The sequence below is a fragment of the Pseudomonas sp. C9-3 genome (assembly GCF_032392015.1).
In the GTDB taxonomy this organism is placed as follows: domain Bacteria; phylum Pseudomonadota; class Gammaproteobacteria; order Pseudomonadales; family Pseudomonadaceae; genus Pseudomonas; species Pseudomonas nitroreducens.
This window is the reverse complement of record NZ_CP135919.1, coordinates 607,866-623,655: the sequence shown is the minus strand read 5'-3', so window position 1 is coordinate 623,655 and position 15,790 is coordinate 607,866. Positions and strand designations below refer to the sequence as shown.

General features: G+C 64.3%; 16 protein-coding genes. 8 read left to right on the top strand and 8 right to left on the bottom strand.

From position 1 onward, the window contains the following. Position 1: 1 nt before the first annotated feature. Positions 2-865, bottom strand: coding sequence for an ATP-binding protein (locus tag RS899_RS02795; RefSeq protein ID WP_315809031.1), 864 nt, complete (start codon positions 863-865; stop codon positions 2-4). A gap of 84 nt (positions 866-949) precedes the next feature. Between RS899_RS02795 and RS899_RS02790 the strand changes: the two genes are divergently transcribed. From RS899_RS02790 to cmoB, 8 genes are all read left to right on the top strand, one after another. After that, on the top strand, positions 950-1,756 hold the full coding sequence (locus RS899_RS02790) for a helix-turn-helix transcriptional regulator (protein ID WP_315809030.1): 807 nt from the start codon (positions 950-952) through the stop codon (positions 1,754-1,756). A gap of 119 nt (positions 1,757-1,875) precedes the next feature. Beyond that, positions 1,876-4,275 (top strand): endopeptidase La, encoded by a 2,400-nt coding sequence (gene lon, locus RS899_RS02785; RefSeq protein ID WP_233298314.1) that lies wholly within the window; start codon positions 1,876-1,878, stop codon positions 4,273-4,275. A gap of 606 nt (positions 4,276-4,881) precedes the next feature. Next, positions 4,882-5,277, top strand: a complete 396-nt coding sequence (locus RS899_RS02780; RefSeq protein WP_315809029.1) for a protease inhibitor I42 family protein — start codon at positions 4,882-4,884, stop codon at positions 5,275-5,277. Between the two features lie 107 nt (positions 5,278-5,384). Then, entirely contained in the window at positions 5,385-6,059 is a 675-nt protein-coding gene (locus RS899_RS02775; protein ID WP_315809028.1) for a lysoplasmalogenase, read from the top strand. A 1-nt stretch (position 6,060) separates the two neighbouring features. Further along, positions 6,061-6,807, top strand: coding sequence for a substrate-binding periplasmic protein (locus RS899_RS02770; RefSeq protein ID WP_054908989.1), 747 nt, complete (start codon positions 6,061-6,063; stop codon positions 6,805-6,807). An 87-nt stretch (positions 6,808-6,894) separates the two neighbouring features. Further along, the gene (locus RS899_RS02765) at positions 6,895-7,467 is read left to right on the top strand and encodes a hypothetical protein (RefSeq protein WP_026078837.1); all 573 of its coding nucleotides are present in this window, start codon (positions 6,895-6,897) and stop codon (positions 7,465-7,467) included. A gap of 113 nt (positions 7,468-7,580) precedes the next feature. Further along, complete coding sequence (gene cmoA, locus RS899_RS02760) at positions 7,581-8,321, top strand: carboxy-S-adenosyl-L-methionine synthase CmoA (protein WP_233298318.1); 741 nt, start codon at positions 7,581-7,583, stop codon at positions 8,319-8,321. Next, a complete protein-coding gene (gene cmoB / locus RS899_RS02755; protein ID WP_233298319.1) occupies positions 8,318-9,286 on the top strand; it encodes a tRNA 5-methoxyuridine(34)/uridine 5-oxyacetic acid(34) synthase CmoB in 969 nt (322 codons plus the stop codon). The genes cmoA and cmoB overlap by 4 nt, the downstream gene beginning before the upstream one ends. Before the next feature lie 102 nt (positions 9,287-9,388). On the opposite strand, the gene pdxJ is transcribed toward cmoB, so the two are convergent. The 7 genes from pdxJ to lepA form a co-directional block, all read right to left on the bottom strand. Next, complete coding sequence (pdxJ, locus tag RS899_RS02750; RefSeq protein ID WP_024765545.1) at positions 9,389-10,132, bottom strand: pyridoxine 5'-phosphate synthase; 744 nt, start codon at positions 10,130-10,132, stop codon at positions 9,389-9,391. Continuing rightward, on the bottom strand, positions 10,125-10,829 hold the full coding sequence (gene recO / locus RS899_RS02745; RefSeq protein ID WP_054908992.1) for a DNA repair protein RecO: 705 nt from the start codon (positions 10,827-10,829) through the stop codon (positions 10,125-10,127). Before recO ends, pdxJ begins: the two co-directional genes overlap by 8 nt. 88 nt (positions 10,830-10,917) lie before the next feature. Next, positions 10,918-11,859 (bottom strand): GTPase Era, encoded by a 942-nt coding sequence (gene era, locus RS899_RS02740; RefSeq protein WP_054908993.1) that lies wholly within the window; start codon positions 11,857-11,859, stop codon positions 10,918-10,920. Then, positions 11,852-12,478, bottom strand: a complete 627-nt coding sequence (gene rnc / locus RS899_RS02735) for a ribonuclease III (protein ID WP_231387805.1) — start codon at positions 12,476-12,478, stop codon at positions 11,852-11,854. Before rnc ends, era begins: the two co-directional genes overlap by 8 nt. Positions 12,479-12,540: 62 nt before the next feature. Beyond that, entirely contained in the window at positions 12,541-12,918 is a 378-nt protein-coding gene (locus tag RS899_RS02730; RefSeq protein WP_170859127.1) for a DUF4845 domain-containing protein, read from the bottom strand. Positions 12,919-13,060: 142 nt separating this feature from the next. Continuing rightward, positions 13,061-13,915: a signal peptidase I gene (gene lepB / locus RS899_RS02725; protein WP_054908995.1), complete on the bottom strand. Its 855-nt coding sequence runs from the start codon at positions 13,913-13,915 to the stop codon at positions 13,061-13,063. 5 nt (positions 13,916-13,920) lie between these two features. Then, positions 13,921-15,720, bottom strand: a complete 1,800-nt coding sequence (gene lepA, locus RS899_RS02720) for a translation elongation factor 4 (protein ID WP_024765539.1) — start codon at positions 15,718-15,720, stop codon at positions 13,921-13,923. Between the last annotated feature and the right edge of the window lie 70 nt (positions 15,721-15,790).

The window sequence follows — 15,790 nt, the reverse complement described above, 5'->3', positions numbered from 1 at the left end:
GCTAAGGCCGACGCCCGGCGAAATCCCGGGCGAACTGCGCGGCGATCCGCCCGGACCGCGACCCGCGATGGGTCGCCCAGCGGATCGCCGCCTGTTCCCACTCCTCCTGCGCGACGCCGCCCAGGCCGTGGTATTCCAGCCAGCGCGCGACCGCCTCCAGGTACTGCTCCTGGCTGAAGGCATAGAAAGATATCCACAGGCCGAAACGCTCGGAGAGCGAGATTTTCTCCTCCACCGCCTCGCCCGGGTGCAGCTCGCAGCTCTCGCTGCGCTGGAAGGCCAGGTTGTCCTCGGCACGCTCGGCCAGCAGGTGGCGACGGTTGGAGGTCGCGTAGATCAGCACGTTGCCGGACTGCCCGGCCACCGAGCCGTCGAGCACGGTCTTCAGGCCCTTGTAGCCGGTCTCGCCATCCTCGAAGGAAAGGTCATCGCAGAACAGGATGAAGCGCTCCTGGCGATGGCGCAGCAGGTCGATGATCTGCGGCAGGTCGGCCAGGTGTTCCTTGTCCACCTCGATCAGGCGCAGGCCTTCGGCATGAAAGGCGTGCAGGCAGGCCTTCACCAGCGAACTCTTGCCGGTGCCGCGCGCGCCGGTCAGCAGCACATTGTTGGCCGGGCGACCGGAGACGAACTGGCGGGTGTTCTGCTCGATCAGCGCCTTCTGCCGGTCGACATTGCGCAGGTCGTCAAAGGCGATCAGCGCCGGCTCGATCACCGGCGTCAGGCGCGGCAGGCCCTGGCGGTACTCCCAGAGATGGGCGATAGCGCCCTCTTCCAGCGCCAGCTCGGCGCGCGCCGGCAGGGATTGTTCGAGCAGACTGGCGATACGAGCCAGTTGCTCGGCGATTACGGACATGTCGGTCATGGCGGGATCATCGAAGCAGATGGGGACTGTTCATCAGCCTAACGATGGAGGAAAGTGGTCGTCTAACGACAAACAGGCATCCAGATGCTCAAAAAGGACATTCCACCTCAACCCGTGGAGAACCACGGCGACGAACGGGCCGCCAGTCCGGTGGCCGCTGTCGCCCTGGATTTCCCCGACGGCCATCAGGTGCCCGCGCACAGCCATCACCGCGCGCAGCTGCTCTACGCCGTGCGCGGCGTGCTGGTAGTGGGTAGCGCCAGCGGCCAGTGGGTAGTGCCGGATAACCGTGGCCTGTGGATACCCGCCGGCGTGGAGCACTGGACGCGCATGGTTGGCGACGTGCAGGTACGCACGCTCTACGTGGAGCCGGGCAGCGCCCCGCACTTGCCGCCGGACTGTTGCGTGCTGGCGGTCTCGCCGTTGCTGCGCGAGCTGATCCTGGCGGCGCTGTCGATCAGTGGCGAGGTGCTCCCCGACTCCCGCGACGGTCGCGTCCTCGGCCTGATGCTGGACGAACTGCGCGAAGACCCCATGCTGCCGCTGCACCTGCCCCTGCCCGCCCATCCGCGCCTGCGCGCACTGTGCCAGGCCATCCAGGCCCGGCCCGGCGACAACGCCGGCCTGGACGAGTGGGCGGCGAAACTGAACGTGGACAGCAAGACGGTTCAGCGCTGGTTCTCCCGCGAAACCGGGCTGACCTTCGGCCAATGGCGCCAGCAGGCGCGCCTGTTGGCCGCGCTGGAGCGCCTGGCCCTGGGCGAGAGCGTGCTGAACGTGGCGCTGGAAGTCGGCTACAGCACGCCCAGCGCCTTCAGCGCCATGTTCAGCCGCCACTTCGGCCGGCCTCCCAGTGATTTCCTGCGCCCGCGCCCGCTAATCCGTTCGTAAGCTCAAGTCGGACACAATCGGTCGCAACATCCTTCAGACACATCCTGCAGCAGCATGGGATTGAAACCCCGAGCCGGTTTCCCCATCTAGACTGTCATGTTCAATCAGTCAGGTGCCTCATGAGCGACCACGACGAGATTCACGATATCCATAGCGCCGAAGAGGTCAGCAACACCGGGCTGGTGTTGCCGGGGCAGAACCTGCCGACCACGGTGTACGTCATCCCGATCCACAACCGCCCGTTCTTCCCGGCACAGGTGCTGCCGGTGATCGTCAACGAGGAGCCGTGGGCGGAGACGCTGGAACTGGTCGCCAAGACCGAGCACCACAGCCTGGCGCTGTTCTTCATGGAGAACCCGCCGGAAGACCCGCGCCATTTCGACCCGGACAGCCTGCCCGAGCATGGCACCCTGGTGCGCGTGCACCATGCCAGCCGCGAAGGCGGCAAGCTGCAGTTCGTCGCCCAGGGCCTGTCGCGCGTGCGCATCCGCGGCTGGATCAAGCGTCATCGCCCGCCTTTCCTGGTGGAGGTGGAGTATCCGCACACCCCCAGCGACCCCAGTGACGAGGTGAAGGCCTACGGCATGGCCCTGATCAACGCGATCAAGGAACTGCTGCCGCTCAACCCGCTGTACAGCGAGGAGCTGAAGAACTACCTCAACCGCTTCAACCCCAACGACCCGTCGCCGCTGACCGACTTCGCCGCCGCGCTGACCACCGCGCCGGGGTCGGAGCTGCAAGGCGTGCTGGACACCGTGCCGATCCTCAAGCGCATGGAGAAGGTGCTGCCGCTGCTGCGCAAGGAAGTGGAAGTCGCGCGCCTGCAGAAGGAGCTGTCCGCCGAGGTCAACCGCAAAATCGGCGAGCGCCAGCGCGAGTTCTTCCTGCAGGAACAGCTGAAGATCATCCAGCAGGAACTGGGTATCACCAAGGACGACAAGAGCGCCGACTCCGATGAATTCCGCGCCCGTCTGGAAGGCAAGACCCTGCCCGACCAGGCGAAGAAGCGCATCGACGAAGAGCTGAACAAGCTGTCGATCCTGGAGACCGGCTCGCCGGAATATGCTGTCACGCGCAACTACCTCGACTGGGCGACCTCCGTGCCGTGGGGCCTGATGGGCGTCGACAAGCTCGACCTCAAGCACGCGCGCAAGGTCCTCGACCGGCACCACTCGGGGCTGGAAGACGTGAAGGACCGTATCCTCGAATTCCTCGCGGTAGGTACCTTCAAGGGCGAGATCGCCGGCTCCATCGTGTTGCTGGTGGGCCCACCCGGCGTCGGCAAGACCAGCATCGGCAAATCCATCGCCGAGAGTCTGGGGCGGCCGTTCTATCGCTTCAGCGTCGGCGGCATGCGCGACGAGGCCGAGATCAAGGGCCACCGCCGCACCTACATCGGCGCCCTGCCCGGCAAGCTGGTGCAAGCGCTCAAGGACGTCGAGGTGATGAACCCGGTGATCATGCTCGACGAGATCGACAAGCTCGGCAGCAGCTACCAGGGCGACCCCGCCTCGGCGCTGCTGGAGACGCTCGATCCGGAGCAGAACGTGGAGTTCCTCGACCACTACCTGGACCTCCGGCTGGACCTGTCCAAGGTGCTGTTTGTCTGCACCGCCAACACCCTGGACTCCATCCCCGGCCCGCTGCTGGACCGCATGGAAGTCATTCGCCTGTCCGGCTACATCGCCGAGGAGAAGCTGGCCATCGCCAAGCGTCACCTGTGGCCCAAGCAGCTGGAAAAGGCCGGCGTGCCGAAGAATCGCCTGTCGATCAACGACGCTGCCCTGCGCTCGGTGATCGAGGGCTACGCCCGCGAGGCCGGCGTGCGCCAGCTGGAGAAGGTCCTCGGCAAGCTGGTGCGCAAGTCGGTGATGAAGCTGCTGGAAGACCCGGACTCGGTGGTGAAGATTGGCGCCAAGGACCTGGAGGAGTACCTGGGCACCCCGGTGTTCCGCACCGAACAGGTCCTCTCCGGCGTCGGCGTGATCACCGGCCTGGCCTGGACCAGCATGGGCGGCGCGACCCTGCCCATCGAGGCGACGCGCATCCATACACTGAACCGCGGCTTCAAGCTCACCGGGCAACTGGGCGACGTGATGAAGGAGTCGGCAGAAATCGCCTACAGCTACATCAGCTCGAACCTGAAGAAATACGGCGGCGAGCCGACCTTCTTCGACCAGGCCTTCGTCCACGTGCACGTGCCGGAAGGCGCGACGCCCAAGGACGGCCCCAGCGCCGGCGTCACCATGGCCAGCGCCCTGCTGTCCCTGGCGCGCAACCAGGCGCCGAAGAAAGGCGTGGCCATGACCGGCGAACTGACCCTCACCGGCCAGGTGCTGCCGATTGGCGGCGTCCGCGAGAAAGTCATCGCGGCGCGCCGGCAGAAGATCTTCGAGCTGATCCTGCCCGAGCCCAACCGCGGGGACTTCGAGGAGCTGCCGGAGTATCTGAAGGAAGGGCTGACGGTGCATTTCGCCAAGCGCTACGGGGACGTGGCGAAGGTGTTGTTCCCCGGCTGACTGGCTGCGCCCAGCTGATCGCGGGCATGCCACGCTCCTGCAGCGGATTCGAGCTGTAGGAGCGAGGGGACGCCTAGTTCTTGCTCGCGAACCCGGCTTCGCTGCGATGCGGTTCGCGAGCAAGCTCGCTCCTACACGAAAGCATGCCCTGCACTCTGGCTTTGGCTTTGGCTTTGGCTTTGGCTTTGGCTTTGGCTTTGGCTTTGGCTTTGGCTAGTAAGAGACTTCCAGAGAAACGCCCGAGCACTCCGAACTGCCCCTTTCAGGAGGCCTCGTTGAAGCGGAGTTTCAGGGGTTGAGCGACATGGATGTCGCGAGAGCCACGATGGGCCAGGGATGGCCCGTCGTGGCGTGCCCCTGAAACTTCGGTTCAACGAGGGTATTTTTCGCCCCAAGCGAAAAACCGGATGGAGGGGCAAGCCTTCTTGGTTACTTCTTCGGCGTCTGGAAGAAGTAACTCGCCCGAGGGGGCGAAATAAAACCTCTCAACACACGCAAAAGCGGCGCAGAAACTCCCAACCCCAAACACGCACAAAACGGACAAAGTCCGCTTCAACCCCGATTGCGTTATCCTGCGGCCCAACCCGTCCCCTCCCAGGAGCCGTCATGCCGTCGTACCGCACATTGCTGCCCCTCTCCCTGGTCCTGCTCGCCGGCTGCGCCGGGCAGACCAAACCCGTGGTCACCCTGGAAGACGCCAGCGACTGCAAGCCACTGAAACTGCATACCGGCCAGGAGCTCGTGCTGATCCTGCCGAGCAACCCCACCACCGGCTTCCGCTGGGAATTGCGCAATGCCGCCAACGGCCTGCTGCGCGCCCTCGGCCCGGAGGTCTACAGCAACCCGGAAGACGTCGGCCTGGTCGGCAGCGCCGGCGAATCCACCTGGCGCTTCCGCGTGACCGCCGCCGGCGAGGACAAGCTGGAACTGGCTTACCGCCGGCCCTGGGAAGCCGAAGTCGCCCCCGCACAGACCTTCGTCTGCCCCATCGCCGTGAAGTAACGCTGCGATACCCGGCGCCATAAGCCGCTCGCGCTGACGCCTTCGGCCTGTAGGCCAGGCGCCGCGCTGCGGCACAGTGGGCGTTCATTTCCTCGGGAGGGAACCCCATGCGCTGGGCACTCTTGGCACTGATCGGCGGTGCCGCCTACCTGTTCGCCGTGACCTTCGACCTGCCCGCCCTGCGCATGCTGTGCAAGCCGCTGCCGGTCCTCGCCATGCTCTTCTGGATTCTCGGCACACCTGCAGACGGCTATCGCCGCTGGGTTGCCGTCGGCCTGGTGCTGTCGATGCTCGGCGACATCCTGCTGGAATGGCCGATCAACGCCTTCGTGCCTGGCCTGGCCGCCTTCCTGCTCGCGCATCTCGCCTACCTGATCGCCTACCTGGGCGACACCCGCCGCCCAGCCCCGCTAGGCCTGCTGATCGCAGGCGGCGTGGGCGGCGCCCTGTTCGCCCTGCTCTACAGCCGCGGCCTTGGCCCACTGCTGTTGCCGATCGCGCTGTACAGCCTGACCATCAGTGCCATGCTCTGGCGCGCCATCGCTCGCCTCGGCGTGCCGTCGATTGCCAGTGCCAGCCGGGTGCTCGCCGCCCTGGGCGCGCTGCTGTTCGTCAGCTCCGACTCGATGATCGGCATCAGCCGCTTCGTCGCCGCCTTCGACGGCTCCTCCTACGCCATCATGCTCACCTACTGGTTCGGCCAGCTCGGCATCGCCGCGTCGGTCACATCCCGTCATATCGCTCTGCCATACTCGGAAGGACAAACGACTTCCCGGGCGTGACATGCTGCGAATCGCTTCACCGCTGCTGCTCCTCTGTTCGGCGCTGGCCAGCGCCGAACCCTTGCGTCTGGCCGGCGACGACTGGTGTCCCTACCTCTGCCCTGGCGATCCGGACAAGCCCGGCTACCTGCTCGAAGCCCTCGGCCAGGTCCTGCCGCAGCCACCGTTGTTCGAACCCCTGCCCTGGCCGCGCGCCCTGCAGATGGCCCGCGAGGGACTGGTGGATGGCGTGGTCGGCGCCTACAGCGAAGAGTCCGAGGAGCTGCTGATCGGCGAGGAACCCATCGGCTGGGTGACCATGCGTTTCTACGTGCGCAACGACAACCCCTGGACGTGGCAAGGTCCGACCTCGTTGAGCAGCCAGTCCATCGGGCTGGCGCAAGGCTATTCCTACGGCAAGGAGCTGGACGCCTGGCGCGACGAACACCTGTCCAACCATGAGCAGGTTCAGGTGCTCAGCGGCGAGAAAGTCCTCGAACGCAATATCCAGAAGCTGCTGCTGGGACGCATCACGGTGCTGCTCGAGGACAGCCAGATCGTCGAGCATTACCTGCATCGCCACGGCCTGTCGCAGAGCATTCAAGCAGCCGGTGAACTCGCCGACAAACGTCCCATGTACGTCGCCTTGAATCCTCGCCTGGATGGCGTGCAGGAGCGCCTGGCTGACCTCGACGAAGGCCTGCGTGAACTGCGTCGCACTGACCAGTGGAAACCCCTGATGCAGGGTTACGGCATCGCCGTTGACTAGTCCCACGAAGGCATGAGAAAAGTCCGGCAGAGCCCTCTGTCATCGGCTATAGATCAATCATAAGAGACTGGGAAAAAGGGGAGCTCCATGCGTGCAGTAGTTCGCTCGATGTTGTTGCTGGGAGCCTGCCTGACTCTCTCGGCCTGTGGCAGCCTGCTGCCCAGCGAACGCGCGGAAGTGCAATCACCATTCCTGGATTACCAGGATGCACAGAGCCGCTACAACCAGGTCGATCCTGGCAAGACCACCAAGTCGCAACTCTACGCGCTGGGCTTCGATCCGCTGTCCCAGGGCAATGCCAAGATGCTCTCGTTCATCGACGTGCGCCTGCTCTTCGTGCAACCCAATATCCCTATCGACTACCTGCCCGACGGTCTTGTCACCTGCCTGCAGGCCAAGGACCGCTGCATCGGCTACGCCTTCGACTTCAACAAGACCGACAGCCAGCGCGTCGGCAGTTTCTGGGCCGACATCTTCAACTTCCGCAAGCGCCGCCAGGTGCAGGGCTGGTCGTTCCGCCCGGTGTTCGTGCTGATCGACGATGTGGTCGTGCACAAGACCAGCAACGGCGAGCCGAACATCCGCCGCATGGAAGACAAGAAGAACCCGCTCGGCCCGCTGCAGGGTGCTGGCGAATACTTCTCCGACCAGCTCAAGTGACCCTTATCGGCTGACGCTTGGGCGCACTTCGCGCCTCGGCTACAATGCGCGCCCCGGCAAACCGGGCGCGCCGCGCCCCGTTGCCTGTTCAGCGTAACGAGGCCCCATCCAGCGTGAGCGAATCCGACCGCATCTTCGCCCAGCCGCAAGCCCAGGTTCCCGACTTCACCTTCAACGAGGACGTGGTGCGCGTCTTCCCGGACATGATCAAGCGATCGGTGCCGGGCTACCCCACCATCGTCGAGAACATCGGCGTACTCGGCGCGCGCTTCGCCGCCCCGAACAGCGTGCTCTACGACCTCGGCTGCTCGCTGGGTGCCGTGACCCAGGCGCTGCGCCGCCACGTGAAGACCGACGGCTGCCGTGTCATCGGCGTCGACAATTCCGCACCGATGATCGAACGCTGCGGCGAATACCTGCGCGCCCAGGACGCCATGCACCAGGAACTGCTGCCGGTCGAACTGATCGAGGCGGACATCCTCACCCTGGATCTCAAGCCCTGCTCGCTGATCGCGCTGAACTTCACCCTGCAGTTCATTGCCCCAGAGCAACGCCTGGAACTGCTCACCCGGTTGCATAGCGCCCTGCTCCCCGGCGGCGCACTGATCCTCTCGGAAAAACTGCGCTTCGCCGACGAGCAGGAGCACGACCTGCTCACCGACCTGCACATCGACTTCAAGCGCGCCAATGGCTACAGCGAACTGGAAATCGCCCAGAAGCGCACTGCCATCGAGAACGTCATGCGCCCCGATACCCTGGAAACCCACCGCGAGCGCCTGCTGGCCGCCGGTTTCTCCAAGGTCGTGCCCTGGTTCCAATGCCTCAACTTCGCTTCCCTGATTGCCCTGCCATGATCGAACGCTTCGACCTCGACCGCCTCGGCCTTGAACTGGCCGGCACACCGCTGGAATCCTGGGCCGCCACGCTGCCCGCGCAACTGGCCGCCAAGGTCGACGACGGCCATGGCGACCTGGAACGCTGGCTGGCGGCGGTGGATCGTCTGCCCGAACTGCAGCCCGCCGCCATCGAACTGCGCGAGCGCTTCAATCTGGAAGGCGCCTGCGACGAGGCCACCCGCGACCAGCTCAAGCTCGCCCTGCAAGGGCTGATCCCATGGCGCAAGGGACCGTTCCACCTGTTCGGCGTGCACATCGACACCGAATGGCGCTCGGACTGGAAATGGGAGCGCGTCTCGCCGCACCTCGACCTGACCGGCAAGCGCGTGCTGGATGTCGGCTGCGGCAACGGTTACTACCAATGGCGCATGCTCGGCGCGGGCGCGCGCAGCGTGGTGGGTGTCGACCCGAACTGGCTGTTCTTCTGCCAGTTCCTCGCCATGAAGCGCTACCTGCCAGACCTGCCGGCGTGGCACCTGCCCTTCGCCCTGGAAGACCTGCCCGAAAAGCTGGAAGGCTTCGATACCGTGTTCTCCATGGGCGTGCTCTACCACCGCCGCTCCCCCATCGACCACCTGCTCGCGCTCAAGGATTGCCTGCGCAAGGGGGGCGAACTGGTGCTGGAGACCCTGGTGGTGGAAGGCGACGTGAACACCGTGCTGGTGCCCGAGGACCGTTACGCGCAGATGCGCAACGTGTGGTTCCTGCCGTCGGTGCCGGCGTTGGAGCTGTGGCTGCGCCGCGCGGGCTTCACCGACGTGCGCAGCGTGGACATCAGCCGCACCTCGGTGGACGAACAGCGGGCGACCGAGTGGATGCGCTACCAGTCGCTACCGGACTTCCTCGATCCGGAAGACCACGGCCGCACCATCGAAGGCCTGCCGGCGCCCCTGCGCGCCACGCTGGTAGCGCGCAAGCCCTGAGCGCTGCCGACGTAGGGCGCATAACGCCCGAGGCGTTATCCGCCGTGATGGCGGATAACCCGTTCCGGGTTATGCGCCCTACGGTTTTTAAGCAGATGGGGATCAGCGGTTAGCCGCCGCCACGATCAGCGCCTTCATCTCGGCAACTGCCTGCTTGAAGCCCACGAACAGCGCGTGGGCGACGATGGCATGGCCGATGTTCAGTTCGTTGATCCCGGCAATCGCCGCCACTGGCTCGGCGTTGTGGTAATGCAGGCCATGGCCGGCGTTGACGATCAGGCCGTGGGACAGGCCGAATTCCACGCCATCGCGAATGCGCGCCAGCTCATGGGCCGCTTCGGCCGGGTTGTGCGCGTCGGCATAACGACCGGTATGCAGCTCGACGGCCGGCGCACCGATGCGTGCCGAGGCCTCGATCTGAAGCGGGTCCGGGTCGATGAACAAAGACACTTCGCAACCGGCGGCCGCGAGGCGCTGCACCGCTTCGCGGATACGAGCTTCCTGGCCGGCAACGTCCAAGCCACCTTCGGTGGTCAGTTCCTGGCGGGTTTCCGGGACCAGGCATACATGGGCCGGACGGATGATCTCGGCGAACTTCATCATCTCCTCGGTCACACCCATCTCGAAGTTCATGCGGGTCTGCAGCACTTCGGCGAGTACGCGCACATCGCGGTCCTGGATGTGCCGGCGATCTTCGCGCAGGTGCACGGTGATGCCGTCAGCGCCGGCTTCCTCGGCGTCCAGCGCGGCTTTCACCGGGTCGGGATAACGGGTGCCGCGGGCCTGGCGCAGGGTGGCGACGTGGTCGATGTTCACGCCGAGCAGGATACGGTTGGCTTCAGTCACGGGAGTTGTCCTTGCGATTCATGAAGAGCTCGCGGCTGACCAGCGGTCGGCCGCCAAGATGGGGTGCCAGCGCCTGGCGCATCAGGCGCTTGGCTGCCGCCAGGGCGCCCGGTGCGCTCCAGTCGGCTTCGGCCATGGCCAGCAGGTCGGCGCCGTGGAACAGGCCCGGCTGCAGGCTGCCGACCGGCTCGAGGCCCGAGTCGGGCAACAGGCGATAGAGACCGTCCGGCGCAACGCTCTGGCCGACGATATCGGTGTCCAGGGAAAAACCATAGCCCAGGTCGTCCAGCAGCCGCCATTCGAAGGAGCGCAGCAGCGGCTCCAGCGGATTGCCGGCGGCCAGCAGCGGCAGGGTCGCGTGGTAGTGATCGAACAATGCGGGATGCGGATCCTCCGCCGGCAGCAGGCGGATCATCAGTTCGTTCAGGTACAGGCCGCTGAACAGCGCTTCGCCACTGAGCAGGTTGGGGATGCCGTTGGGTTCCAGGCGCACGACGTTCTTCAGCTCGCTGCGTCCGCGGAACTCGACCTCCAGCGGCACGAACGGCCGCGCCAGCGCACCGGCCTTGCCCCGCGCGCCGCGCAGCACAGCACGCAGACGCCCCTGCGGGGTGAAGAAATCCACCAGCGCGCTGGTTTCCTTGTAGGGACGGCTGTGCAGGACGAAGGCGGCTTGGGCAGTGGAAGCGAGGCTCATGGCGCTACGCCTGGAGTGGAAGTCGGGAGGTGGACGCCCTCAGGCGCCCGAAGGGCGTGCCCCGCAAAAGGTCGCGGGGCGCCGAGGGTCAGAGGTCGCCGTAGCCCAGCGAACGCAGTGCGCGCTCGTCGTCGGACCAGCCGCCTTTCACTTTCACCCAGAGGTTGAGCATGACCTTGGAATCGAACAGTACTTCCATGTCCTTGCGCGCGTTCTGACCGATGCTTTTGATGCGCTCGCCCTTCTCGCCGATGATGATCTTCTTCTGGCCATCGCGCTCGACCAGGATCAGCGCATGGATGTGCAGGATCGGACCGTCCTGCTTGAATTCCTCGATCTCCACGGTGACCTGGTACGGCAGCTCCGCGCCCAGCTGGCGCATGATCTTCTCGCGCACCAACTCGGCGGCGAGGAAACGGCTGCTGCGGTCGGTGATCTGGTCTTCCGGGAAGAAGTGCTCGCTCTCCGGCAGGCGCTCGGCAACCAGGGATTCCAGCACATCGAGGTTCTGCCCGTGCTGGGCGGAAATCGGCACGACTTCGGCGTTGGGCAGCTGTTCGGCCAGCCACTGCAGGTGCGGCAGCAGGTCGCCCTTGTCTTCCATGCGATCGACCTTGTTCACCGCCAGCAGAACCGGGCAGCTCACGTACTTGACCTTGTCGTAGACCATCTGGTCTTCGTCGGTCCAGCGGTTGCGGTCGACGACGAAGATCACCACGTCGACGTCCTTCAGCGCGGCGCTGGCCGAACGGTTCATGTAGCGGTTGAGCGCCTTGTCGTTGTCCTTGTGCAGGCCGGGGGTGTCGACATACACCGCCTGCACATCACCCTCGGTCTTGATGCCCAGCAGGGTGTGGCGAGTGGTCTGCGGCTTGCGCGAGGTAATTGCCAGTTTCTGCCCGAGGATGTGGTTGAGCAGGGTCGACTTGCCGACGTTGGGGCGGCCGACGATCGCCACGTAGCCGCAGCGAACGACCCCTGCTTCATCGTGCTCGGATTGATCGTGCTGGTCTTGCTCGTGCTCACTCATGGCCATTCTCCACGCCCAGGGCTGCCAGCGCGGCGGCGGCGGCCACCTGCTCGGCGATGCGGCGGCTGCCGCCGTGCCCGTGGGTCTTGTCATTCAGCAGGGCCACCTCGCACTCTACGAAGAAGGTGCGGCAGTGCGGTTCGCCCTGGATATCCACCACGTCGTAACGCGGCAGTTCGCACCCGCGGGACTGCAGGAACTCCTGCAGGCGGGTCTTGGGGTCCTTGTTGGTATCCACCGGGGTCAGCTCACGCAACTGCGGGCCGAGCCAGGCCATGATCCGCTCGCGGGCGGAATCCATGCCGGTGTCCAGATAGATGGCACCGATCAGCGCCTCCATGGCGTCAGCCAGAATCGACTCGCGGCGATATCCGCCGCTCTTCAGCTCGCCCGAGCCCAGTCGCAGGTAATCCCCGATTTCGAAACCGCGGGCCAGCAGGGCCAGAGTCTCGCCTTTCACCAGTCGCGCACGCAGGCGCGACAGCTGGCCTTCACGGGCCTGGGGGAAGTGGGTGAACAGAGCTTCGCCAATGACGAAGTTGAGGATGGCGTCACCGAGGAACTCCAGGCGCTCATTATTGCGCCCGGCGAAGCTGCGATGGGTCAGCGCCAGGACCATCAGGTCCTGGTCACGGAAGGTGTAGCCAAGCTTGCGCTCGAGTCGATCCAGGCTGTTGTTGCTCACGGCATTCGTACACGGAATTCTTTGTCAAATTTGACCACCAGGTCGATGTTCTGCACCAGTGGCTCGCGTCTTTCATATTTCAGATGAGCACGGAACTCATTGTTCTCGAGCTTCACGTCCAGGGCATCGTCGAGGTTGAGGCCACGGATGCTGTTGATGGACATCGCCTTGCCTACATAGGCGTAGAACTCCGGGACAGTGCGCACTTCCGCGGCCTTGTCGGTTTCCACCGAGGTGATGGCCTTCTCGATGGCGTAGTAGTCCATGTAGTGCGGGAAAAGCTTGAACGCAGCACTGGCCAGGAACGCCACGACGGCGAGTACCACCAGCCAACCCAGCAACGACATCCCCTTCTGCGAACGTGCGTACGTCATATCGACCTCATGTCGGTATCTTTCTTATTTGCCCGCCAACCGCGGCGGATCCAAGTGAAGCGGGGCTGCCTCGCTCCCCGCGTGCAGCCCCGCCTTTATTTAGCATCGTTCCAGCCTTGCCGGCCCGGAGCGTCTCACAAGTTTAGTGAATCACGCCGACTCGCGAGAAATTCGGCAGATTGCGCATCTTCGGATCCGGCCAGCTCATCCAGACTGCGAACGCCTTGCCGACGATATTGCGATCCGGAACCATGCCCAGCAGGTCCTTCGGAATCTTCGGATCGTTCCAGTAGCGGCTGTCGTTGGAGTTGTCGCGGTTGTCGCCCATCATGAAGTAATGGTCGGCCGGCACTTTCCACTGCTTGCCCGGCTCGATGCGGAAGCGGGTCATCTCCTTGCGGATCATGTGCTCCACGGCGCCCAGCTTCTCCTGGTACAGGGTCACGCTGCCCAGGGTGCCCGGCTCATCGCCCACCAGCGACTCGGCCACGGCCTGGTCGTTGATGTAAAGACGCTTGTCGCTGGTGTAGCGGATGGTGTCACCCGGTACGCCAATGACACGCTTGATGTAGTTGATGTTCGGATCGCTGGGGTAGCGGAACACCATGACATCGCCGCGCTGCGGGTCACCCACGGGGATCACCTTGGTATCCAGTACCGGCAGGCGGATGCCATAGGCGAACTTGTTCACCAGGATGAAATCGCCCACTTCCAGGGTCGGCTTCATCGAACCCGACGGGATCTGGAAAGGCTCGACCAGGAACGAACGCAGCACCAGCACGATGAACAGCACCGGGAAGAACGACTTGCCGTATTCGACCAGCACCGGTTCCTTGTTCAGCTTCTCCAGCACTTCCGGATCGGCTTCACTGACAGAACCTTCATAGGCGGAAATGGCCGCCCGGCGACGCGGTGCGAACAGCACCAGGTCCACCAGGGCAAGAACGCCGCACACTGCGACGGCAATCACCAGCAACAGCGGGAAATTCAGGGTCATAGGGTTCAACTGTCCACTTTGAGCACAGCGAGGAAGGCTTCCTGCGGAATCTCCACGCTACCGACCTGCTTCATCCTTTTCTTACCGGCCTTCTGCTTCTCAAGCAGCTTGCGCTTACGGCTCACGTCACCACCGTAGCACTTGGCCAGTACGTTCTTCCTGAGCGCCTTCACCGTCGAACGGGCGATGATCTGCCCGCCGATGGCCGCCTGGATCGCGACGTCGAACATCTGCCGCGGAATCAATTCCTTCATCTTCTCCACCAGTTGACGCCCCTTGTACGGGGCGTTGTCGCGGTGGACGATCAGGGCGAGGGCGTCAACCTTCTCACCGTTGATCAGTACATCGAGACGAACCAGGTTGGCCGGCTCGAAGCGATCGAAGCTGTAGTCCAGCGAAGCATAGCCACGGCTGGTGGATTTCAGGCGGTCGAAGAAGTCCAGCACCACTTCGTTCATCGGCAGGTCATAGATCACCTGGACCTGGCCGCTGAGGAAGTGCATGTCACGCTGAACACCGCGCTTCTCGATGCACAGGGTAATGACGTTGCCCAGGTGCTCCTGAGGCACAAGAATCGTCGCGCGGCAGATCGGCTCGCGCATCTCGTCGATGGACGAGAGGTCGGGCAGCTTGGACGGGTTGTCGACATAGAGGATGTCGCCGTTCTTCTGCACGATCTCGAAGATCACGGTCGGTGCAGTGGTGATCAGGTCCAGGTCGTATTCGCGCTCCAGGCGCTCCTGGATGATCTCCATGTGCAGCATGCCGAGGAAGCCGATGCGGAAGCCGAAGCCCAGTGCCTCAGAGCTTTCCGGCTCGTACTGCAGCGCGGCATCGTTCAGGGTCAGCTTCTGCAGCGCCTCGCGGAAGTCCTCGAAGTCATCGGAACTGACCGGGAACAGGCCGGCGTAGACCTGCGGCTTGATGCGTTTGAAGCCTGGAAGCACGTCCACATCGGGCGTGTTGTTCAGGGTCAGGGTGTCGCCCACCGGGGCACCGAGGATGTCCTTGATGCCAGCGATGATGAAGCCCACTTCACCGGCCTTGAGGTCCGGAGTCTCGGTATGCTTCGGGGTGAAGACGCCGACGCTGTCCACCTGGTGGACCTTGCCGGTGGACTTCACCAGGATCTTGTCGCCTTTCTTCACGCGGCCGTGCTTCACGCGCACCAGCGAGACCACGCCCAGGTAGTTGTCGAACCAGGAGTCGATGATCAGCGCCTGCAGCGGCGCGTCGATCTCGCCTTCGGGCGCCGGAATGGCGGTGACCAGGCGTTCCAGCACATCTTCCACGCCCATGCCGCTCTTGGCCGAGCAGGCCACGGCGTCAGTGGCATCGATGCCGATGATGCTTTCGATCTCGTCCTTCACGCGGTCCGGGTCGGCCTGCGGCAGGTCCATCTTGTTCAGCACGGGCATGACTTCCAGGCCCTGCTCGATGGCGGTATAGCAGTTGGCGACCGACTGCGCTTCCACGCCCTGGCCTGCGTCCACCACCAGCAGCGCGCCTTCGCAGGCGGCCAGCGAACGGCTGACTTCGTAGGTGAAGTCGACGTGGCCGGGGGTATCGATGAAGTTCAGCTGGTAGGTCTTGCCGTCCTTCGCCTTGTAGTGAAGGGTGACGCTGTGCGCCTTGATGGTGATGCCGCGCTCACGCTCCAGGTCCATGGAGTCCAGCACCTGGGCCTCCATCTCGCGGTCGGACAGGCCGCCGCACATCTGGATGAAGCGGTCTGCCAGCGTCGACTTGCCATGGTCGATGTGGGCGATGATGGAGAAATTGCGGATATGACTAAGGTCACTCACGGCTGAACACACTCGGAAGGCTGAAGGCGGCGGTCCGCCGAAAAATAGCCGGGGAGTTTACCTGAATACA